Below are 17,507 nucleotides of genomic sequence, written 5' to 3'. Positions count from 1 at the left end.
GAGCAAAGCTTCCGCGTCCTGCTCACGCCCCTTACCTACATCCATGTAGGCAACAATGAGAAAAGTGCGCTCAAAAGAACCGTTCGGCAGCGCTTGATTGGCTTTTCTACTGTGTTATCGGCTGGCTCACATAGAATAACTATGCCAAGCAGCCTCTGCCTTGTATAAAACCCCAATCAAACTGCTGCAAAAACGAACTTGAAAGGTCAACAGACCCTAGTATTACTCCAATTTAAAACGATTCACTACGGCATTCATTTGTTCACTGCTGGCTATCAGCTCATTGCTTGCGCTATTTAATTGATGGGTATTATTTAGTGACTCATCTGCCATGCCTGCTAATTCATTGATGCGCATATTTGCTTCGCTAGCTGCTTGGCTTTGCTCTTCTGTTGCACGGGCAATTTGGCTATTCATTTCAGAAATCACATTCATTAACTCATCGATTTGATTGAGCACCTCATCGGCTTGACTGGCCTGAGTGACAGTGTCGCGAGAGGTTGACTGCGACGCACTTACCGCAGACACCGCTTCTTGTGCGCCTTGTTGTAACTTTTGGATCATTTGTTGAATTTCTTCCGTGCTTTGCCCTGTACGACTAGCAAGTGTTCTTACTTCATCTGCAACTACTGCAAAACCACGCCCTTGTTCACCTGCGCGTGCGGCTTCAATAGCTGCATTTAATGCAAGTAAGTTGGTTTGTTCTGCAATGCCTCTAATTACATCCAGTACAGCGCCAATATTGTCACTTTCCGCGGCAAGTGACGCAACGACGTCACTTACATGGTCAATGTTATTAGATAGCGACTCTATTTGACTGATCGTTTTAGTGACGACTTCTTTACCTGCTTGCGTGTTTTCTCTAGCCTGATTTGCCGCTTGCTCTGCAGCATTTGCGTTATCACTTACTTCTCTTATTTGCGCGGTCATTTGCTCCATTGCTGTTGCCACTTGCGTAGTGTTATCAGACTGCATTTGAATATATTCTTGGCTGTTATCACTGGTCTTTGATACTGTGTTTGCTTGCACCAGAACTTGCTCTGAGGCACTTGCGACTTGTTTTAATGAATCGCGTATTTTGTCTGAGTATTGATTGAAGTAGCCAGAAAGTCGCGCAATTTCGTCATTACCATCGGTGGTGAGTTTTCGCGTCAAGTCGCCTTCTCCTTGCGCAACATCTTTCATAAGTTTCGTTGCTTCAATAGTTGGAGAGATAATACTTTTACCAATTAAATACGCCGCTGCGCCGACAACAAAAATAATCAATAATGTTTTAATTAATAACGCAGTTGCCTGTTGCACAAATAATTTGTTGAGATTATCTAGATAAATGCCAGAACCGATAACCCAACCCCATGGCTTAAAGCCTTTTACATACGAAATTTTATCAACCGGTTCATCTGCACCTGGCATTGGCCACTGATAAGGCACAAAGCCCTCACCTTGTTGTCTGACGATATTGGCCATATCGACAAATAATCGCACGCCATTGGGATCTTTCACGTTACTGAGTGATTTGCCATTAAGCTCAGGTTTAATCGGGTGCATGATCATGTTTGGTGTTGTGTCGTTGATCCAATAGTAATTATTGCCCTCGTATCGTAATTTACTAATGGTTGCTTTGGCTGCGTCTTTTGCTTGCTGCTCGCTTAGCTCACCGCTAATTTGTTTTGTGTGGTATGCTGTGATTACGCTATGGGCGGCTTCAACGACGCTTTTGGTTTTTTGGTAGGATTCGTTTTTAAGTAGATTGTATTGGGAATTTAATGTAGCGGCACTTAGCAAGGCAAGGCCGAGTACGATTAGGCCCACCAATATGGCCAATCTTTGTTGGATGCTTATGCGGCGAAGTGTTGTCATAATGCCACCTTCAGATTAAGTTTATTGTTTTAATATTAGACTATAAATTTCGAAATATAATTTGACCTAAGACATTATTTTTATAAAAGAAATAGAAAAAGCGGGCAAGCCCGCTTTTCGTTTATAAGACTAATTGTGTAGCCGTTACTGTTTGAAGTGACGGTTAAAAAAGTCGGTGATCGTTTGATGTAGGTGAGTTTGTACTTTCTTACCTCGCAAGCTGTGCTTTGAGCCAGGGTAAGTCATCATTTCAAACTGCTGTGCATTGTCTTGTAGCTGCTTAAATAACTTAGTTGCGTGAGTAAATAGTACGTTGTCGTCGGCCATGCCGTGATAGATCATCAGTGGGCCAGAGAGTCCTTCGGCATACGGGAAAACTGCACTTTGTTCATAACCTTTAGCATTGGTTTGTGGGTGACCTAAATAACGCTCTGTGTAGTGAGTATCGTAAAGCGCCCAGTCGGTTACCGGTGCACCTGATACGCCAGCTTTAAAGTAGTCGCCCGCTTTAAACATTGTCATTAACGCCATATAACCGCCGTAACTGTGGCCATAAATACCAATCCTCTCAGGGTCAACAAAATCTAAAGTACGTAAGAACTCGACACCTTTGATCTGATCTTGTACTTCAATTTCACCTAAGTGTTTGTAGATTGGATCTTCAAACTTTTTACCCCGGTTATATGAACCACGGTTATCCAATTGGAACACAATGTAACCTTGCTGCACCATGTATTGGAAGTAGAGGTTTTTACTGCGCCAACTATTAGTAACACGCTGCGCATGTGGACCACCATAAACGTTAACCATTACAGGGTATTTCTTACCAGCCTCAAGCGCTTTTGGCTTAAACAAACGATAATGCATTTGTTGGCCGTCATCAGCTTTTAATGTGCCGTATTCTGGTTCAACTAGGTCGTTTAAATACGGTGTAAGAGGGTGGTTGTTATCAAGGCGATTCGGTTCTAACCAAGTAATAAAATTACCTAGGTTGTCACGTAGCGATACTTGTGCTGGTTGGTTTACACTTGAGCTACGGTCAATAAAGGTTTTGTTATCTTTCGCCATAACGACCGAGTGGAATTTACCTGTGTCGGTTAAACGGCGAGGTTTTGATTTTTCAAATAGCTTTGCCGAGTAAAGGTGGCTCTCAAGTGGGGTGTCAGCACGGCCTGAAAAGTAAATAAGGCCATTTTTTTCGTCAATGCTCTTAATGCTTTCAACAATCCAATCACCTTGTGTGATTTGACGCACTAAGGTGCCATCTACTTTATAAAGATATAGATGTTTAAAACCATCGCGCTCAGATGCCCAAACAAAATGCTTTTTATCGTTTAAAAAACGTAAATCGAAATGCAAGTTAATCCAAGTATCGCTGGTTTCAGTGAGTGCAACGTTTTGTTTTTTGCTTTCACTGTTATAAAAACGCAATTCTAAACGTTGTTGAGAGCGGTTTTGCCATTGGTATGAGAGTGTCTTGTCGTCATTTAACCATTTAGCGCGTGCAAGATAGATATCTTTATCTTCGCCCATATCAACCCAGTCAATCTGCTGCGAGTTAAGGCTAACTACACCTAGTTGAATATCGACGTTATTAGTACCTGTAAATGGGTAACGTTGGTTAAATAGTTTTACTTCATCAGCGTAAATTTCGTTACGAATAGCTTCAGCAACAGGTGATTCATCAATACGGGTGAATGCGATTTTCGCTTCATCGCCGCTCCACCAATAACCTGTCATTCGGCTCATTTCTTCTTGTGCAACAAACTCGGCCATACCGTTTTTAATGGTATCTGCACCGTCGGTTGTTAGCTGAACTTCTTTACCCGTTGTTAGGTTTTGTACATATAAATTCTGTGCACGAATATAAGATACAAAATTGCCTTTTGGTGAAATTTTTGCATCGGTTTCGAACTCGGGTGTATCGGTAAGTTTGCGTGATTGCTGTTTAGCTAAATCGTAATAATAAATATCACCATTTAGTGGAAATAAAAGCGCTTTGCCGTCTTTAGACCAAATGTACTCCATAATGCCTTTACCGAATACGCGCATACGTTCACGACGTGCTTTTTCTTCATCTGATAAAGTTTCTGGACCTGAAAAAATACTGTTTGAATCAACTAATAGTCGATTGGTTTTATCTTTTAGGTTGTATTCCCATAAGTCGTAACGGTTGTAGTCTTCTTTTTTGCCTTGCAGATAGGTTACACGGCTACCATCAGGTGAAAATTTTAATTTTACCGGTGCTTTTCCTGCCAAACTTGGATCAGAAAAAATGCGCTCAAGAGACAGTGGCTGAGCCAGTGCACTCGTGCTGATTAAGCTTGCACTTGCCAAAGCAATCAATCTTTTATTCATTATTTACTCTTAGTTGCTGTTATGTGTGATAACCAGATGGTATGAAGATATAGAATTAATGGCAACAAATTGCTATAAACGACGTAAACAAATTATAAGGTAATGTGATGTTTGAATTAGCAAAAGAGCTAAAACGCGATTGTATAGAGATTGCCGATTGGTCACTTTGTAAAGTGCTGTTGATGAATGATAGCCAATACCCTTGGTTTATTTTGGTACCTAAAGTAGAGGGTGCGCGGGATATTATTGATTTAACAGAGCAGCAGCAGAATCAATTACAACTTGAGTCACGTCAATTACAGCACTTAATTCGTGAGGTATTCTCGCCTTATAAATTAAATGTGGCAGCGCTTGGTAATGTAGTGGAGCAATTACATATTCATCACATTGCGCGTTACCAAAACGATATTGCATGGCCACAACCTGTATGGGGAGCTTTCCCAGTGAAACCATATAGTAACGAACAATTACTACAATTAATTGAGCAATTTAACTTAACTGAATAAATTGTTTAGCGCAGCAAAATTTATAGGCTAAGCTTAGTTTAAAGCGCTTTGAAATATAACATAAAACTACTTGAATATGCTGGTAAAGACCTGTTGGTTAATCGGTGCAACGAGTTCGCTCGAGCAAATAGAAAACTATAAAAAGGACGATCTTTATATGTCGACAGAAAACGCATTACTTACCATTTTGGTTGAAAAAATTAATAATGATACCCTGGTATTACCAACCCTTCCGGAAGTTGCAGTAAAGGTAAGAGAAGCTGCTGACAATCCAGAGGTTAATTTAATGGACATGGGAGATGTTATTGCTCATGATCCGGCACTTTCTGCGCGTATGATTAAAGTAGCCAATAGTGCATTTTTAGGACGTGCCGTTAAAGTATCAACACTTAATCAAGCTGTAACACGAATTGGTTTAAGGCAAATTAAAAACATTGCTACAGCAATGGCAATGGAACAACTGTTTGTTTCAAAAAACAAAGTGGTAAAAGAGTATTTATCCAAAAGTTGGCAAAAAACAGTTGATGTCGCGTCATCGGCAATTACGCTGTTAAGTCTGCATTTAAAAGACAACAAGCACAGCTCGCTTAACATCGACACCATTACCTTGGCATCATTAGTTTATAATATTGGAATTTTACCAATTTTAACTGAAGCAGAGCGCCACCAAGAAGTATTTGCTAATCCGCAGTTTTTAGCGCAAGCGATTCAAAAACTCGGTGGTCGTATCGGTGGTCATATTATGCGTGCGTGGGATTTTACTGACGAATTTGTGGAAGTGGCAGAACTTTGGGCAAACCCAGAATATAAGCCTGAAAACCCATGCTATGTTGATTTTATTCGCATGGCGGCGATTAGTGAAGGTCTGCTTAATGTTGCAGACAAAGAAAAGTCGTTGCAAGCCTATGTAGATAAAGGTGTGCTTAGTGATGTAAGTGTTTTAGAGAGTGATGAATACTCAGAACTACTCAATGATGTAAAATCAATGTTTGCCTAACAACTAACAACTAACAACTAACAACTAACAACATCACATAGTATTTTATGTGGTGTTGCTATTCCGCCGTAGTTTGATTTGCGAGTTGCATCGGCTTATCACCGATTAGCTCTGACACAGGCACCAGTTCAATACCTTGTTCTTTTAATGCAGTAATCGCATTGGGTAGGAATTTAATGGTTTCAGGGTAGGGGTGAGCAATTGCGATACCGCTTCCTGACTTTTTAGCAATATGAATTAATTGCTTTAAGCGAAACATCATCTGTTTTTCATTCGGAATATTATCTAAAAATACCTGACGCGATGCATTAGCAACGCCAAACAGCTTAGCCATATTCTGCGCTTGACTGTCTTTGGTGGTTTTACTATCAATAAAAAACAGTGAGCGCTCACGAAGGACCTCCATGGTCCACGCCATAGGCACTACCTTTTGCGTTAAAAATGAGCCCATATGATTATTAATGCCGATCACATCGGGGTAATCATTTAACGCCTCTACCAATTGGGTTTGCAGTGCCTGTTTGTCCATATCTGACGTAAGCGCGCCAGGTCCTAGTGCTTTGCCACTAATTGCTTCCATTGGCACATGCAGAATTACATCGCGCGATAATTGTGATGCTCTGGTTGAAAAAGGCTTAGCGTAAGGGGTATAAGGCAAAATTGCGTATGACAATTCACCTGAGATATCTAATGCCGTTAAGTCGTTAGCGTGGTTACCAATGTCATCAATTAAAATCGCCACACGAGCGGCTAAACAATTGCTGCTGAAAAAGGTTGCTGCTAGTAGAAACAAACAAGTAATTGAACGCACAGGTATTCTTATTATTCTTTTTAATTATTATACCAATTCACCTAAGTGGCTAAATATCTTAGCGGATATCTTCGAAACTCAGACGCTTAACAAACGGGTATTTAGTCAAGGCTCATCCTGAACCTTTCTCGAAACTCTACTAATAATGACCTATTTTTCTAGTAATTGCCACGCTTTTTCAAGTTGTAGATCATGGACTTTGGCATTAATGAATGTCTCTGTTTGTGGCTGTGTAAAATCGCCATTATGGGCAAAGTTATGCTGTAAAACAGGGTAGTCAGGTAGTATGCCAGAACCTTCGATTGAGCGACCGCTAGGGGTGTAATATTTAGCTGTCGTAAGCTTTAAAGCAGTTTGCCCATCGCCTAGTGGAATCAGTGATTGCACAGAGCCTTTGCCATATGAACGTGTGCCAACTAATTGTGCACGTTGATTATCTTGCAGCGCACCGGCAAGAATTTCTGCAGCAGATGCAGACCCTTCGTTAATTAACACAATAATCGGCGCGCCGCCTAGTACGTCACCCTCTTGTGCATAATATTCTTGATTGGCTTCAGCAAAGCGCCCTTTAGTGCTTACTATGACGCCGCTTTCTAAAAATAAATCAGAGACTTCAATTGCACTATCAAGAATGCCACCAGGGTTGTCTCGTAAATCGATAATTAGTCCGTTAATTTCACCGGCGACAATTTGCGAAAGATGGGCAAGCTCTTTGGCAACATCATACAAAGTATGATTGTTGAAATTGATAATGCGTAAGTAGGCGATACCTTGGCTGTTAATATTACCTTTTACGCTTTTGAGGTCGATTTTTTTACGTTCCACCTCGAAAAGTAATGGTTGTTCATGGCCATTTCGTGCAATGGTGAGTTTAACGTGTGGTTTTTGCTGTTGGTTAATTAATTTAGAGACTTGCTTGATTGGTTGGTTGATAACTGAAATATCGTTTACTTTCAGTAGAATATCACCTTTTGTTAAGCCCGCTGTTTGAGCTGGTGAGTTTTCAATCGCAGCAACAATTACAATGTGCTTCTCACGCTGCTCTACCTCTATACCTAATCCGGTGTAGCGGCCATTTGCAACATTAAACAAGGCTTCAAGTTCAGTTTGGTCAAGAAACTCAGAATGGGGATCGAGTTGTTTGAAAATGGATTCGATAGCATATTGGTTAAGTTTGTTTGCGTCGATATCATCAACGTAAAAATGCTCGATATTGGCGAGCACTTCAGCCATCGAAATATGAGATGTAGTCTTCGCGTCAGCTGATACAGCTGACACCCAGAATAAACATGCTAAAGCACAGATTTTTAAACTATTAAGAAAAAAAGTCATTGGCTCACTCCTCAAATGAGGTGTAGCCAATTATGAATCCTAAATTCGTCTACACCATTTAATAGGGTTTACCGCTCTTCCCTTATGCCGTATTTCAAAGTATAGACTAGGATTTGATTGTCCACCGCTTTGTCCCACTAAAGCAATTTGTTCTCCGGCTCTTACTTTATCGCCAACTTCCTTCAAAAGCGCTTGGCTATGGCCGTACAGGCTCATAAACCCTTTACCGTGATCAATTACAATTACCCAGCCAAATCCTTTTAACCAATCGGCAAATAATACTTGTCCGTCGGCAATTGTTTTTACCGGCGCACCTTCTTTACCGTTCATTAAAACGCCTTTCCAGCGCAGGCTACCGTGTTTTTTCTGGCCGAACCTATGAGCTAATTTTCCGTGTGACGGCCAATCGAGTTTGCCTTTTTGTTTTTGTAGACCAACTAGCTTAACTTCGCTTTCTATGAGTTCTTGATTGAGTTGTTCAAGGGTTTGCTTTAATACTTGTTCGTTTTGCTTTAAATACACAAGTTGAGATTGGGTTTTTTGTAAGGTGCTTTTCAGCGATTGGTAATTCGCTTTTTGCTCTTTTTTTGCAACCACTAGTTTTTCTTGCTGCTGCTGTTGCGTATTTAGCAGCTCTTCAAGTTGGGTTTGGTTTTGTGCCAGTAATTGTCGGCTATTTTCTAATTCAATTAGTGTTGTTTTTAATTTTTCGAGTTCTTTTATGCGCGCGTTATTTAAATATTGATAGTAATTTAATGTGCGCTCAACATTCTGAACCTGATCTTGGCTTAAGAGCAACTTGCCATAATCATGGTTGCCGGTCATAAAAGCACTGCGCAGTTGCGCGGCAAGTGCTGATTGCTGATTTTTCTTGTCGATTTCGAGCGATTTTATTTTATCTTTCAGCGTTGCCTGTTCCGTTAGATTTAATTCAACATCAAACTTTAGCTGTTTTAGTTTTTTAGAGCTTTCGGCAATGGCAAGATCGGCTTTTTTAAGGTCTTTTTCAGTTTTATCTAGCAGTGCTTGCTGCTCTTTAAAGGTTTTATTAGTGTTCTTAAGTTGTTCTTGAACTTGGTTAAGATCATCTTTAGTACGTTCGGTATTAGCTTGCGAAGCGCAAGCTAATACTAATAAAACAACAAATAAATAACAGCGACGCATGGCTTAGTTTAACTTCATAATTGTTTCGCCAGTCATTTCGCTTGGCTGCTCCATGCCCATCAAGTGAAGCATTGTAGGTGCTACATCGCTTAACTTTTTACCTTGTAACGGTGTTGCATTGCGGCCAACATAAATAAATGGCACTGGCTCACTGGTGTGTGCCGTGTGTGCTTGACCCGTTGTTGGGTTAACCATTTGCTCGGCGTTACCGTGGTCGGCTGTAATAAGTGCTTCTGCCCCTGTTTTTTCTAACGCTTCGACAACACGACCGATGCAGCTATCAACCGCTTCGCACGCTTTTACCGCGGCATCAAATACCCCAGAGTGGCCAACCATATCGCCGTTCGGGTAGTTACAAATAATTGCATCGTATTTGCCGGATTCAATGGCTTCAACTAATTTGTCGGTTAGCATTGCTGAATTCATTTCTGGTTGAAGGTCATACGTTGCTACTTGCGGTGATGGAATTAGTATGCGCTCTTCGCCTTCAAACTCGGCTTCACGGCCGCCACTAAAGAAGAAAGTTACGTGCGCATATTTCTCTGTTTCAGAAATACGAAGTTGGGTTTTGTTGTGTTTTTCTAACCATTCACCAAACACGTTTGCTAGTTTCTCTGGTGGGAAAGCCACGGTCGTTTTGATGTCTGCTGCGTACTCAGTCAACATCACAAAATCAGCAAGTTGTGGTGATTTTTGTTTAGTAAACCCAGTGAAATCAGCATCCACAAATGCACGTGTCATTTGACGCGCGCGGTCAGCACGGAAGTTCATAAATAACACAGCATCGCCATCATTAATGGTAGCGGGGCTGTTGTTATCAAGAATTGCGGATGCTGAAATAAATTCATCATTTTCGTCGCGTGAATAGGCTGCATTTAGCGCCTCTAACGGACACGTATAAGAATGTTCTGCAGTACCTAATGTCATTAGGTTATATGCGCTTTCTACGCGTTCCCAGCGGTTATCGCGGTCCATTGCAAAGTAACGGCCAACTAGGCTTGCAATACGGCCTACACCGAGCTCTTCGCACTTTTGTAAAACATCTTTAATTGGTTGTTCTGCGCTTCTTGGTGCGGTATCACGACCATCTAAAAAGCCGTGTACATAGATTTTTTTCGCGCCACGTTTTGCAGCTACTTCAATGGCAGCGATAATATGTTCATGGTGAGAATGTACGCCGCCTGGACTTAAAAGACCCATTAAGTGAACGGCTTTATCGTAGGCAATCGCTTTATCAATTGCGTTTACAATTGCTGGGTTTTCAGCAAATTCACCGTCATCAATCGCTTTGGTAATGCGTGTGAAATCTTGGTATACGATGCGGCCAGCGCCTAAATTAACGTGACCTACTTCAGAGTTGCCCATTTGGCCATGAGGTAAGCCAACATCTAAACCTGAACCTGAAATAAGGGTACTTGGGTATTCTTGCCACAAACGGTCCATAACCGGTGTGTTAGCCGCTAAAATAGCATTGCTTTCTGTTTTTTCACTGTATCCCCAACCATCTAAGATAATCAGTACCAAAGGTTTTTTCTGTAACGACATTCTCATTCCTCATCCAAATAGAATTGCGCGTATCAGCACGGCGCACAAAATAGCGCGACATTTATACCATTTTTTAACCACAGATTCAGCAGTTAAGGTATTCACATTTAAAATTTTCAACTGAAACTCTAGCAGAGCTAGAATTTATTCATATCATCCGTGTATACTTGGCCACTTTTAATGTAAAGAAAAATTGAGAAAGTGATGGCACAATTTGTCGAATTTGTAACTAACAACCTGATTTTATGTTTAATTTGGGTTGGCTTATTAGGCGCCATTGTACTTGGGTGGTTTAAATCTCGCTTTTCAGCGGTAAAACAGGTTAATCCTCAACAATTGACACATTTAGTCAACCGTGAGAACGGTTTAGTTGTTGATATTCGTGCCTTAAAAGACTTTAATCAAGGTCATATTGCAGGCAGCATTCACTTAGCTGCTGAAAAAGCCAAGCAAGGTGAATTTGTAGGCCTTGAAAAGTCAAAGAACGACCCAATTATCTTGGTATGTGTTTCAGGCATGACTGCGCAGTCTATTGCAAATGGGCTGGTTAAAGCAGGCTATGAACAGGTTAATGTACTATCGGGTGGTATTACTGCGTGGCAAAACGCTAACTTACCGCTGACTACAGGAAAATAATCATGGCAAATATTGTTATTTATACGAAACCAACATGTCCTTTTTGTGTGCGAGCAAAAATGCTGTTAGCGCAAAAAGGTGTTGAGTACACGGAAATTGATATTGCCGCTCAGCCTGAACTTCGCGATGAAATGATTGCTAAAGCAAACGGTGGATACACAGTGCCGCAAATTTTTATTAACGACCAACATATTGGTGGTTGTGATGATATGTTTGCACTAGAACAGTCTGGTCGTTTAGACAGTTTGCTTGTTTAAAACAAAATTTAGGAAAATAAAATGACAGAAGAGAATCAAAACTTAGGCGCAGAACAACAAGCAGAAGGTCCTCAGTTTGCAGTTCAACGTATTTACGTGAAAGACGTTTCTTTCGAAACACCAAACTCACCAACTATTTTCCAAAAGGAATGGACACCAGAAGTTAAACTTGACTTAGATACACGTTCTAACAAGTTAGAAGACGGCGTATTTGAAGTAGTACTTTCAGTAACAGTTCATGCGACACTTGGTGAAGAAACAGCATTTTTATGTGAAGTTCAACAAGCTGGTATTTTTGCAATTGGTGTTGCAAACGAAGGTCAACTAGCGCATATGCTAGGTGCTTTCTGCCCGAACGTATTATTCCCATATGCACGTGAAACTGTTTCAAACATGGTTAACCGTGGTACTTTCCCACAGTTAAACCTAGCGCCAGTTAACTTTGATGCGCTATTTGCACAATACGTGCAACAACAAGCCGCTCAAGCTGCTGACGCTTAATTAATTATGACTACTTCAGCAGATAATGCTGTTGCAGTACTAGGGGCGGGCTCTTACGGGACCGCCCTTGCTATTTGTTTTGCACGAAATGGTCACAATGTCGTCCTGTGGGGTCGCAATAAAGATCATATTGAAGCATTAGCAACAGCACGTGAAAACCAGCAATACTTGCCTGGTGCACAGTTTCCTGAATCACTGTCATTAAATGATGATTTAGCTGCGACAGTGGCATCGTCTGATGTAGTGCTGGTGGTTGTGCCAAGTCACGCATTTTCCGAAACGCTTAAAGCAATCAAACCGCACTTAACAGCGGGAGCAAGAGTGCTATGGGCAACCAAAGGGCTGGAGCCAAATACTGGGCGCTTGTTACAGCAACTTGCTGCCGAAGTGTTAGGTGATGATGTGAGCCTAGGTGTGTTATCGGGGCCTACATTTGCGAAAGAAATGGCTATTGGTTTACCGACCGCTATTTCACTGTCATCAACGGATACCAAATTAGTTGATGATGTATCTGAGATGCTTCACTGTGGCCGTTCATTCCGTGTTTATTCGAACGATGACTTGGTTGGTGTGCAGCTTGGTGGTGCGATTAAAAATGTGATCGCAATCGGAGCAGGTATTTCTGACGGTTTTGGTTTTGGTGCGAATGCACGTACTGCGTTAATCACCCGTGGATTGGCTGAAATGTCGCGCTTAGGCGTTGCTCTTGGTGCTAAACCAGAGACTTTCATGGGAATGGCTGGTTTAGGTGACTTAATCTTAACCTGTACCGACAATCAATCGCGTAATCGCCGTTTTGGTTTAGCGCTTGGTAAAGGTCAGTCAGTTGAGCAAGCACAACAAGAAATTGGCCAAGTGGTTGAAGGTTATCGCAATACTAAAGAAGTGTTTTTACTTGCTGAGCGCAGTGGTATTGAAATGCCAATTTGTGAGCAAATTTACAATGTGCTTTATAAAGGGCAAGACGTAAAGCTTGCTGCAATGAACTTACTTGGCAGGCAGAAAAAAGCGGAAGCTTAGTTCTAATTTCAAAAATAGCTATATCTGTTTAAAAAGGCTTTACCGCTTAAGTGTGGTAAAGCCTTTATTCTTATTAGCCTTGTATATCTTTTGATAAAGTAGCTCTATTCAATTGGTTTACACAGCGCCTTCAAAATCAAACTGACGCCACGCTTCGTAAATAAATACGGCAACGGCATTGGATAAATTCATGCTGCGGCTATCTGGCATCATTGGAATACGCAGCCTTTGCTCTGTTGGCAGTGACTCAATCACTTCATTTGGTAAGCCACGAGTTTCAGGACCAAACATTAAACAGTCGCCGCGTTCGAATTTAGCTTTATGGTAATGGCCTGAGCCTTTTGTAGTGCATGCAAAAACGCGCTTTGGTTGTACTTTAGCAAAAAAGGCATCTAAATTTGCGTGACGTTCAACGTGGCTAAACTCATGGTAATCTAGTCCAGCTCTACGCACTCTTTTGTCGTCCCATTCAAAGCCTAATGGCTCAATAAGGTGAAGGTTAAAACCAGAATTAGCGCACAGGCGAATAATATTTCCGGTGTTGGGTGGGATTTCTGGTTGATAGAGTACAATGTCTAACATGGGAAGTCTCAAATTTATAGTTTCTCTTAGTTTAACAAAGCTTTCAGGTTAGATACTATATGTTTTGAGCGTGATGTAGGTAAGGTTTGCCATTTTAGAAATGAAAGAAAAAGATTATGCATATTGGGTTAAGCTATCGAGCAGTTTAACCCTTGTTTTAGCAAGCACCATGGTTGCAGCAAAGTTTTGGGCGTGGATGAGCACCGGCTCTACCACTATGTTGGGTTCGTTAACTGATTCTTTGCTTGATATTACGGCATCTGCTATTAATTTTTGGGTGCTTCGAATTGCACTTGTACCAGCAGATGATGACCACCGCTTTGGTCACGGTAAAGCTGAATCGTTAGTAGGGCTTGGGCAAGCAGCATTTATTGCTGGTAGCGCGTGCTTGCTGGCGTTTTATGGTGTAGAGCGATTATTTAACCCGGTAAAAAGCGAAGCCGTATTTACCGGCGTTGTTGTTAGTATTTATGCTGTGGTGTGTACCTTGTTAATTATCGCAATTCAGCATTGGGCATTAAAGCAAACTAAATCGGTAGCGATAAAGGCTGATTCAGTGCATTACAAAGGCGATTTACTGCTAAATTTAAGCGTTATTGTTGCCCTTGTACTGGCGAACATTGGTTGGGTATACAGTGATGGTGTATTTACCTTGCTGATTGCGGGTTATTTATTTTACAACGCTTATGATGTTGCAAAAGAATCAACTGATTATTTAATGGATAAAGAGTTAGCTGACGACATTAAGTTGCAAATTGAACAGGCGGTGTTATCTCACTCTGAGGTGCTTGGTTTTCATGAGTTACGCACTCGTCAAAGCGGGCCTACCAAATTTATTCAATTACATTTAGAGCTTGATAGTAACCTTACTTTAGCAAATGCTCACCGTATTTCGGTTGAGGTGGAAGAGGCCATTCACAGTATCATGGATGGCGAAGTGGATGTGCTTATTCACAAAGATCCGTTTTAAAAAATTGAAAAATATCATTTAGAGCAAGATCGCGAATAGCATCTTGCTCAAATAAAATCTCATGCAAACTGCCGTGATAACATTTCTTTTGCATTGTTTTATTGCGTGCTACAACCTGATCTTGCCACGCGTTGGCAACTATCGTATCGCGCTCAGCCTGCATCAATAAAATAGGTAATTCTGTCGAGGTGGATTGGATCTGGTCAATTGCCTGAAATGCTTGTTTGAGCCAACCTACAGTTACCCCGCCGAGCTGCAGTGTTGGGTTCTCTTTATACAAAGTGCGAAATGCATTGTAGCGCGTTTCACATTGCATCAGTGGATTGTCCTGAAATGGCTTTTCTAGGTATCCAGATTGGCCAAAAAAGTAATGTGTATTTAAGCCAAGTAAACTGAGTATAATTACGATTAATTTTGCTACAGGGTATGGAAAGCCAGGTGTTGGAATGCCGAACATAGGGGCACTGAGCACAGCTTTTTCAAATGGGTGTGTACGATTTGCCAAGTACAAATAGCTAATTGCAGCGCCCATCGAGTGCGCCAGTAAATAGTGCTCACCTTGCCAATTTTGCTTTACTACCTGCTCAACAAAGAGTGAGAGCCCTTGTATATAGTCTTCGAAGCTATGAATGTAGCCCTTATCTGCAACGGGTAATAAACGGCTCGACACACCTTGCCCAAGATGGTCGCACATAAAAACGGCAAATCCTTTGCTATAAAAATCATAGGCGAGCTCTTGGTATTTTAAATAGCTTTCACAGCGACCATTTACTATGGTCACAGCCGCTTTGGCGTTATTCGGTATTATAAACGCGTAGCCAAGTTGATTGCCATGAAACGCTAATTTAGCGTGAGTGACGGTTGACCAAAATTGTTCGATGTTATGTTGTTTAGTCATGATTTAGTGTAATGGTTACTTTTAAGCCTGAATTGTGTTGATTTTCGAGTGTAATGGTACCTTTGTGTATTTCTACAGCATGTTTAGTTATTGCTAGGCCTAATCCAGTGCCGCCGCTATTGCGCTCTCGCGATTGTGAAATGCGGTAAAAAGGTTCAAGTAGCATAGGTAGTTCTGACGCTTCTACACCTTCACCATCATCGCTAATTGTTACAATTACGGCTTTATCGCAATCTGTAATATCGCAGTGAATCGTTGTTTTGGCATATCTAATGGCGTTACGCAAAATATTTTCAAATGCGCTGGCGATAAGTGCAGCATCTAACTCGAGTTGTTTGTTGGTAGAGCCTGTTACCTTGAGCTGTTTATGCTGTTGCTCCGATTCAAATTCCGCATCTTTGAGCACTTGCTGCAGAATTGATTGCAATGGCTGAAGGTCTTTTTGAATATATTGATTATTCGCTTCTAACCTAGATAGCTTTAATACATCAGAGATCATTTGATCAAGATTGTTTGCCTCTTTTTCGATGCGTGATAAATAACTTTCTTGCTCGCTTGATTGTTTAAGTTGTGCAAGCCCTGTCGCCATTTGTAAGCGTGTTAAGGGAGAGCGTAACTCGTGTGATACATCGGCCATTAGGCGCTTTTGGCTGGTGACTAAAGATTCTAGGCGCTGCGCCATAACATTAAAGTCGCTTGCTAGCATTGTGAGCTCATCGCCTGATTTACGATTCATTTCAATACGGGTATCAAGTTGTCCATTGGCAAGTTGTGTTGTTGCGCGTTTAATTTTATTTATCGGTTTTATTAGTGTTCGACTAAACAATAAACTTAACAGTAAGGTTGCACCAATCACGACCAGCGTTTTTAGCCATGCTGGCATTAAAATAATACGCAAACCAAGTGGTGGAGTACGCCAAGGTTCAATTTCATACATTAGGAATGTTTGTTGTTGATACGATACTTTAACTGGCCCTAACGCGCGATATTTATCTGTGGTGATAATTTGTGGCTCTAGCTGTTGGGTAAATGCGAGTAAACTTACATCAGGCTGTTGCGTATTTTGCTGGTTAAAAAACGCCAGATTGGAATCGCTTTGCGTAAAATACAACAAACGATGACGGGCAATGCGTGGATGTGACGCCAGTTGCTCCAGCGTTTTATCGGGCTTTTTATGTTGTGCACGTTCGAGACTATTTGCTAAACGTTTTAGGTTGATAAGCTTTGGGCCATGAAGTTTATGACTATCAACATTAGACTCAGTAAGCTGACTAAAAACAAAAAGCACAGTTAAAGTGAATAAAATGGTTAACCAAAACCAACTAAACACTTTAAAAAATAGGTAATTTCTTGGGTTAAATTTATTTAGCATCAGTTAATTTCCAAGCAAAATATAGCCTGCACCACGCACGGTTTTAATTTTTTCTTGCTCGATGTGCTCTGCTATTTTTTTACGAATATTACTGACATGCATGTCGATAGAGCGGTCAAAGGCGGCAAGCTTTCGACCTAGCACTTGCTCGCTAATTGTCTCTTTGCTAACGATTTCACCTTGGTTATTTAACAGTAAAAACAAAATTTCAAATTCAGTACCAGTAAGCTCAATTTTTTGCTCTGCAGCAAATGCTTCGCGGGTATGCGGCGTTAGCCTAATGCCATTTTCTTCAATAATGGCGTTGCTGTGCATTTGCTGAATATTTTCGATTCGGCGTGTGATTGCTTTCACCCTGGCTAATAATTCGCGGTGATTAAATGGCTTAGCTAAATAATCATCAGCGCCAAGTTCTAAGCCAAATATACGGTCAAAATCTTCACCTTTTGCGGTTAGCATAATAACAGGAGTAAGTTTGCTTTGGCGCAGCTGTTTTAATACTTCGAACCCGTCAAGGCCAGGTAGCATCACATCAAGTAAAATAACATCATAGTTTTGTGCAAGCGCTTGCTCTAAGCCCGTATCCCCGCGGTGACACGCTGTGATATTAAACTCATGGGAAGAAAGGTACTCGGTAAGTAACTCGCTAAGTTCTATGTCATCATCAATTAGAAGTACGTTCATTTCTTTGCCTTGCA

17 protein-coding genes are annotated in these 17,507 nt (G+C 41.1%); 7 read left to right on the top strand and 10 right to left on the bottom strand.

All coding sequences use genetic code 11. The features are described 5' to 3' along the window. Positions 1 to 222: 222 nt before the first annotated feature. Entirely contained in the window at positions 223 to 1,860 is a 1,638-nt protein-coding gene (locus PSPO_RS10715; protein ID WP_010561769.1) for a methyl-accepting chemotaxis protein, read from the bottom strand. Positions 1,861 to 2,004: 144 nt separating this feature from the next. Beyond that, entirely contained in the window at positions 2,005 to 4,218 is a 2,214-nt protein-coding gene (locus PSPO_RS10710; RefSeq protein WP_010561768.1) for a S9 family peptidase, read from the bottom strand. Positions 4,219 to 4,325: 107 nt separating this feature from the next. Here PSPO_RS10710 and PSPO_RS10705 point away from each other — a divergent pair, with 107 nt between their 5' ends. Both PSPO_RS10705 and PSPO_RS10700 read left to right on the top strand, forming a co-directional pair. After that, the gene (locus tag PSPO_RS10705; protein WP_010561767.1) at positions 4,326 to 4,724 is read left to right on the top strand and encodes an HIT domain-containing protein; all 399 of its coding nucleotides are present in this window, start codon (positions 4,326 to 4,328) and stop codon (positions 4,722 to 4,724) included. Between the two features lie 157 nt (positions 4,725 to 4,881). Then, positions 4,882 to 5,721 (top strand): HDOD domain-containing protein, encoded by an 840-nt coding sequence (locus PSPO_RS10700; protein WP_010561766.1) that lies wholly within the window; start codon positions 4,882 to 4,884, stop codon positions 5,719 to 5,721. Between the two features lie 58 nt (positions 5,722 to 5,779). On the opposite strand, the gene PSPO_RS10695 is transcribed toward PSPO_RS10700, so the two are convergent. From PSPO_RS10695 to gpmM, 4 genes are all read right to left on the bottom strand, one after another. Next, positions 5,780 to 6,532: a divergent polysaccharide deacetylase family protein gene (locus tag PSPO_RS10695; RefSeq protein ID WP_010561765.1), complete on the bottom strand. Its 753-nt coding sequence runs from the start codon at positions 6,530 to 6,532 to the stop codon at positions 5,780 to 5,782. Between the two features lie 150 nt (positions 6,533 to 6,682). After that, on the bottom strand, positions 6,683 to 7,864 hold the full coding sequence (locus PSPO_RS10690; protein WP_010561764.1) for a S41 family peptidase: 1,182 nt from the start codon (positions 7,862 to 7,864) through the stop codon (positions 6,683 to 6,685). Between the two features lie 39 nt (positions 7,865 to 7,903). Further along, positions 7,904 to 9,028: a murein hydrolase activator EnvC family protein gene (locus PSPO_RS10685; protein WP_010561763.1), complete on the bottom strand. Its 1,125-nt coding sequence runs from the start codon at positions 9,026 to 9,028 to the stop codon at positions 7,904 to 7,906. 3 nt (positions 9,029 to 9,031) lie between these two features. Beyond that, the gene (gene gpmM / locus PSPO_RS10680) at positions 9,032 to 10,573 is read right to left on the bottom strand and encodes a 2,3-bisphosphoglycerate-independent phosphoglycerate mutase (protein WP_010561762.1); all 1,542 of its coding nucleotides are present in this window, start codon (positions 10,571 to 10,573) and stop codon (positions 9,032 to 9,034) included. Between the two features lie 204 nt (positions 10,574 to 10,777). Here gpmM and PSPO_RS10675 point away from each other — a divergent pair, with 204 nt between their 5' ends. The 4 genes from PSPO_RS10675 to gpsA are packed head-to-tail and all read left to right on the top strand — an operon-like array spanning position 10,778 to position 12,987. Further along, on the top strand, positions 10,778 to 11,209 hold the full coding sequence (locus PSPO_RS10675) for a rhodanese-like domain-containing protein (RefSeq protein WP_010561761.1): 432 nt from the start codon (positions 10,778 to 10,780) through the stop codon (positions 11,207 to 11,209). Positions 11,210 to 11,211: 2 nt separating this feature from the next. Beyond that, positions 11,212 to 11,466: a glutaredoxin 3 gene (grxC, locus tag PSPO_RS10670; protein WP_010561760.1), complete on the top strand. Its 255-nt coding sequence runs from the start codon at positions 11,212 to 11,214 to the stop codon at positions 11,464 to 11,466. A gap of 21 nt (positions 11,467 to 11,487) precedes the next feature. After that, positions 11,488 to 11,967 (top strand): protein-export chaperone SecB, encoded by a 480-nt coding sequence (gene secB / locus PSPO_RS10665; protein ID WP_010561759.1) that lies wholly within the window; start codon positions 11,488 to 11,490, stop codon positions 11,965 to 11,967. 6 nt (positions 11,968 to 11,973) lie between these two features. After that, positions 11,974 to 12,987 carry an NAD(P)H-dependent glycerol-3-phosphate dehydrogenase gene (gene gpsA, locus PSPO_RS10660; protein WP_010561758.1) on the top strand — a complete coding sequence of 338 codons (1,014 nt, stop codon included), beginning with the start codon at positions 11,974 to 11,976 and terminating at the stop codon, positions 12,985 to 12,987. A gap of 117 nt (positions 12,988 to 13,104) precedes the next feature. On the opposite strand, the gene trmL is transcribed toward gpsA, so the two are convergent. Continuing rightward, the gene (trmL, locus tag PSPO_RS10655) at positions 13,105 to 13,569 is read right to left on the bottom strand and encodes a tRNA (uridine(34)/cytosine(34)/5-carboxymethylaminomethyluridine(34)-2'-O)-methyltransferase TrmL (protein ID WP_010561757.1); all 465 of its coding nucleotides are present in this window, start codon (positions 13,567 to 13,569) and stop codon (positions 13,105 to 13,107) included. Positions 13,570 to 13,669: 100 nt separating this feature from the next. Between trmL and PSPO_RS10650 the strand changes: the two genes are divergently transcribed. Next, positions 13,670 to 14,539, top strand: a complete 870-nt coding sequence (locus PSPO_RS10650) for a cation diffusion facilitator family transporter (RefSeq protein ID WP_010561756.1) — start codon at positions 13,670 to 13,672, stop codon at positions 14,537 to 14,539. Here PSPO_RS10650 and PSPO_RS10645 read toward each other — a convergent pair. The 3 genes from PSPO_RS10645 to PSPO_RS10635 are packed head-to-tail and all read right to left on the bottom strand — an operon-like array spanning position 14,517 to position 17,493. Next, a complete protein-coding gene (locus tag PSPO_RS10645; protein WP_010561755.1) occupies positions 14,517 to 15,437 on the bottom strand; it encodes an alpha/beta fold hydrolase in 921 nt (306 codons plus the stop codon). The genes PSPO_RS10650 and PSPO_RS10645 overlap by 23 nt on opposite strands. Further along, positions 15,430 to 16,809, bottom strand: coding sequence for an ATP-binding protein (locus PSPO_RS10640; protein ID WP_010561754.1), 1,380 nt, complete (start codon positions 16,807 to 16,809; stop codon positions 15,430 to 15,432). Before PSPO_RS10640 ends, PSPO_RS10645 begins: the two co-directional genes overlap by 8 nt. A gap of 3 nt (positions 16,810 to 16,812) precedes the next feature. Next, entirely contained in the window at positions 16,813 to 17,493 is a 681-nt protein-coding gene (locus PSPO_RS10635) for a response regulator transcription factor (RefSeq protein ID WP_010561753.1), read from the bottom strand. Between the last annotated feature and the right edge of the window lie 14 nt (positions 17,494 to 17,507).

This window comes from Pseudoalteromonas spongiae UST010723-006, assembly GCF_000238255.3.
Classification (GTDB): domain Bacteria; phylum Pseudomonadota; class Gammaproteobacteria; order Enterobacterales; family Alteromonadaceae; genus Pseudoalteromonas; species Pseudoalteromonas spongiae.
This window is presented reverse-complemented; position numbering and strand designations above follow the sequence as displayed.

Excerpts from the sequence above, each read along its gene's own strand:
- PSPO_RS10715 (WP_010561769.1), bottom strand. The coding sequence starts at position 1,860 with ATGACAACACTTCGCCGCATAAGCATCCAACAAAGATTGGCCATATTG.
- PSPO_RS10710 (WP_010561768.1), bottom strand. The coding sequence starts at position 4,218 with ATGAATAAAAGATTGATTGCTTTGGCAAGTGCAAGCTTAATCAGCACG.
- PSPO_RS10705 (WP_010561767.1), top strand. The coding sequence starts at position 4,326 with ATGTTTGAATTAGCAAAAGAGCTAAAACGCGATTGTATAGAGATTGCC.
- PSPO_RS10700 (WP_010561766.1), top strand. The coding sequence starts at position 4,882 with ATGTCGACAGAAAACGCATTACTTACCATTTTGGTTGAAAAAATTAAT.
- PSPO_RS10690 (WP_010561764.1), bottom strand. The coding sequence starts at position 7,864 with ATGACTTTTTTTCTTAATAGTTTAAAAATCTGTGCTTTAGCATGTTTA.
- PSPO_RS10685 (WP_010561763.1), bottom strand. The coding sequence starts at position 9,028 with ATGCGTCGCTGTTATTTATTTGTTGTTTTATTAGTATTAGCTTGCGCT.
- gpmM (WP_010561762.1), bottom strand. The coding sequence starts at position 10,573 with ATGTCGTTACAGAAAAAACCTTTGGTACTGATTATCTTAGATGGTTGG.
- PSPO_RS10675 (WP_010561761.1), top strand. The coding sequence starts at position 10,778 with ATGGCACAATTTGTCGAATTTGTAACTAACAACCTGATTTTATGTTTA.
- grxC (WP_010561760.1), top strand. The coding sequence starts at position 11,212 with ATGGCAAATATTGTTATTTATACGAAACCAACATGTCCTTTTTGTGTG.
- secB (WP_010561759.1), top strand. The coding sequence starts at position 11,488 with ATGACAGAAGAGAATCAAAACTTAGGCGCAGAACAACAAGCAGAAGGT.
- gpsA (WP_010561758.1), top strand. The coding sequence starts at position 11,974 with ATGACTACTTCAGCAGATAATGCTGTTGCAGTACTAGGGGCGGGCTCT.
- trmL (WP_010561757.1), bottom strand. The coding sequence starts at position 13,569 with ATGTTAGACATTGTACTCTATCAACCAGAAATCCCACCCAACACCGGA.
- PSPO_RS10650 (WP_010561756.1), top strand. The coding sequence starts at position 13,670 with ATGAAAGAAAAAGATTATGCATATTGGGTTAAGCTATCGAGCAGTTTA.
- PSPO_RS10645 (WP_010561755.1), bottom strand. The coding sequence starts at position 15,437 with ATGACTAAACAACATAACATCGAACAATTTTGGTCAACCGTCACTCAC.
- PSPO_RS10640 (WP_010561754.1), bottom strand. The coding sequence starts at position 16,809 with ATGCTAAATAAATTTAACCCAAGAAATTACCTATTTTTTAAAGTGTTT.
- PSPO_RS10635 (WP_010561753.1), bottom strand. The coding sequence starts at position 17,493 with ATGAACGTACTTCTAATTGATGATGACATAGAACTTAGCGAGTTACTT.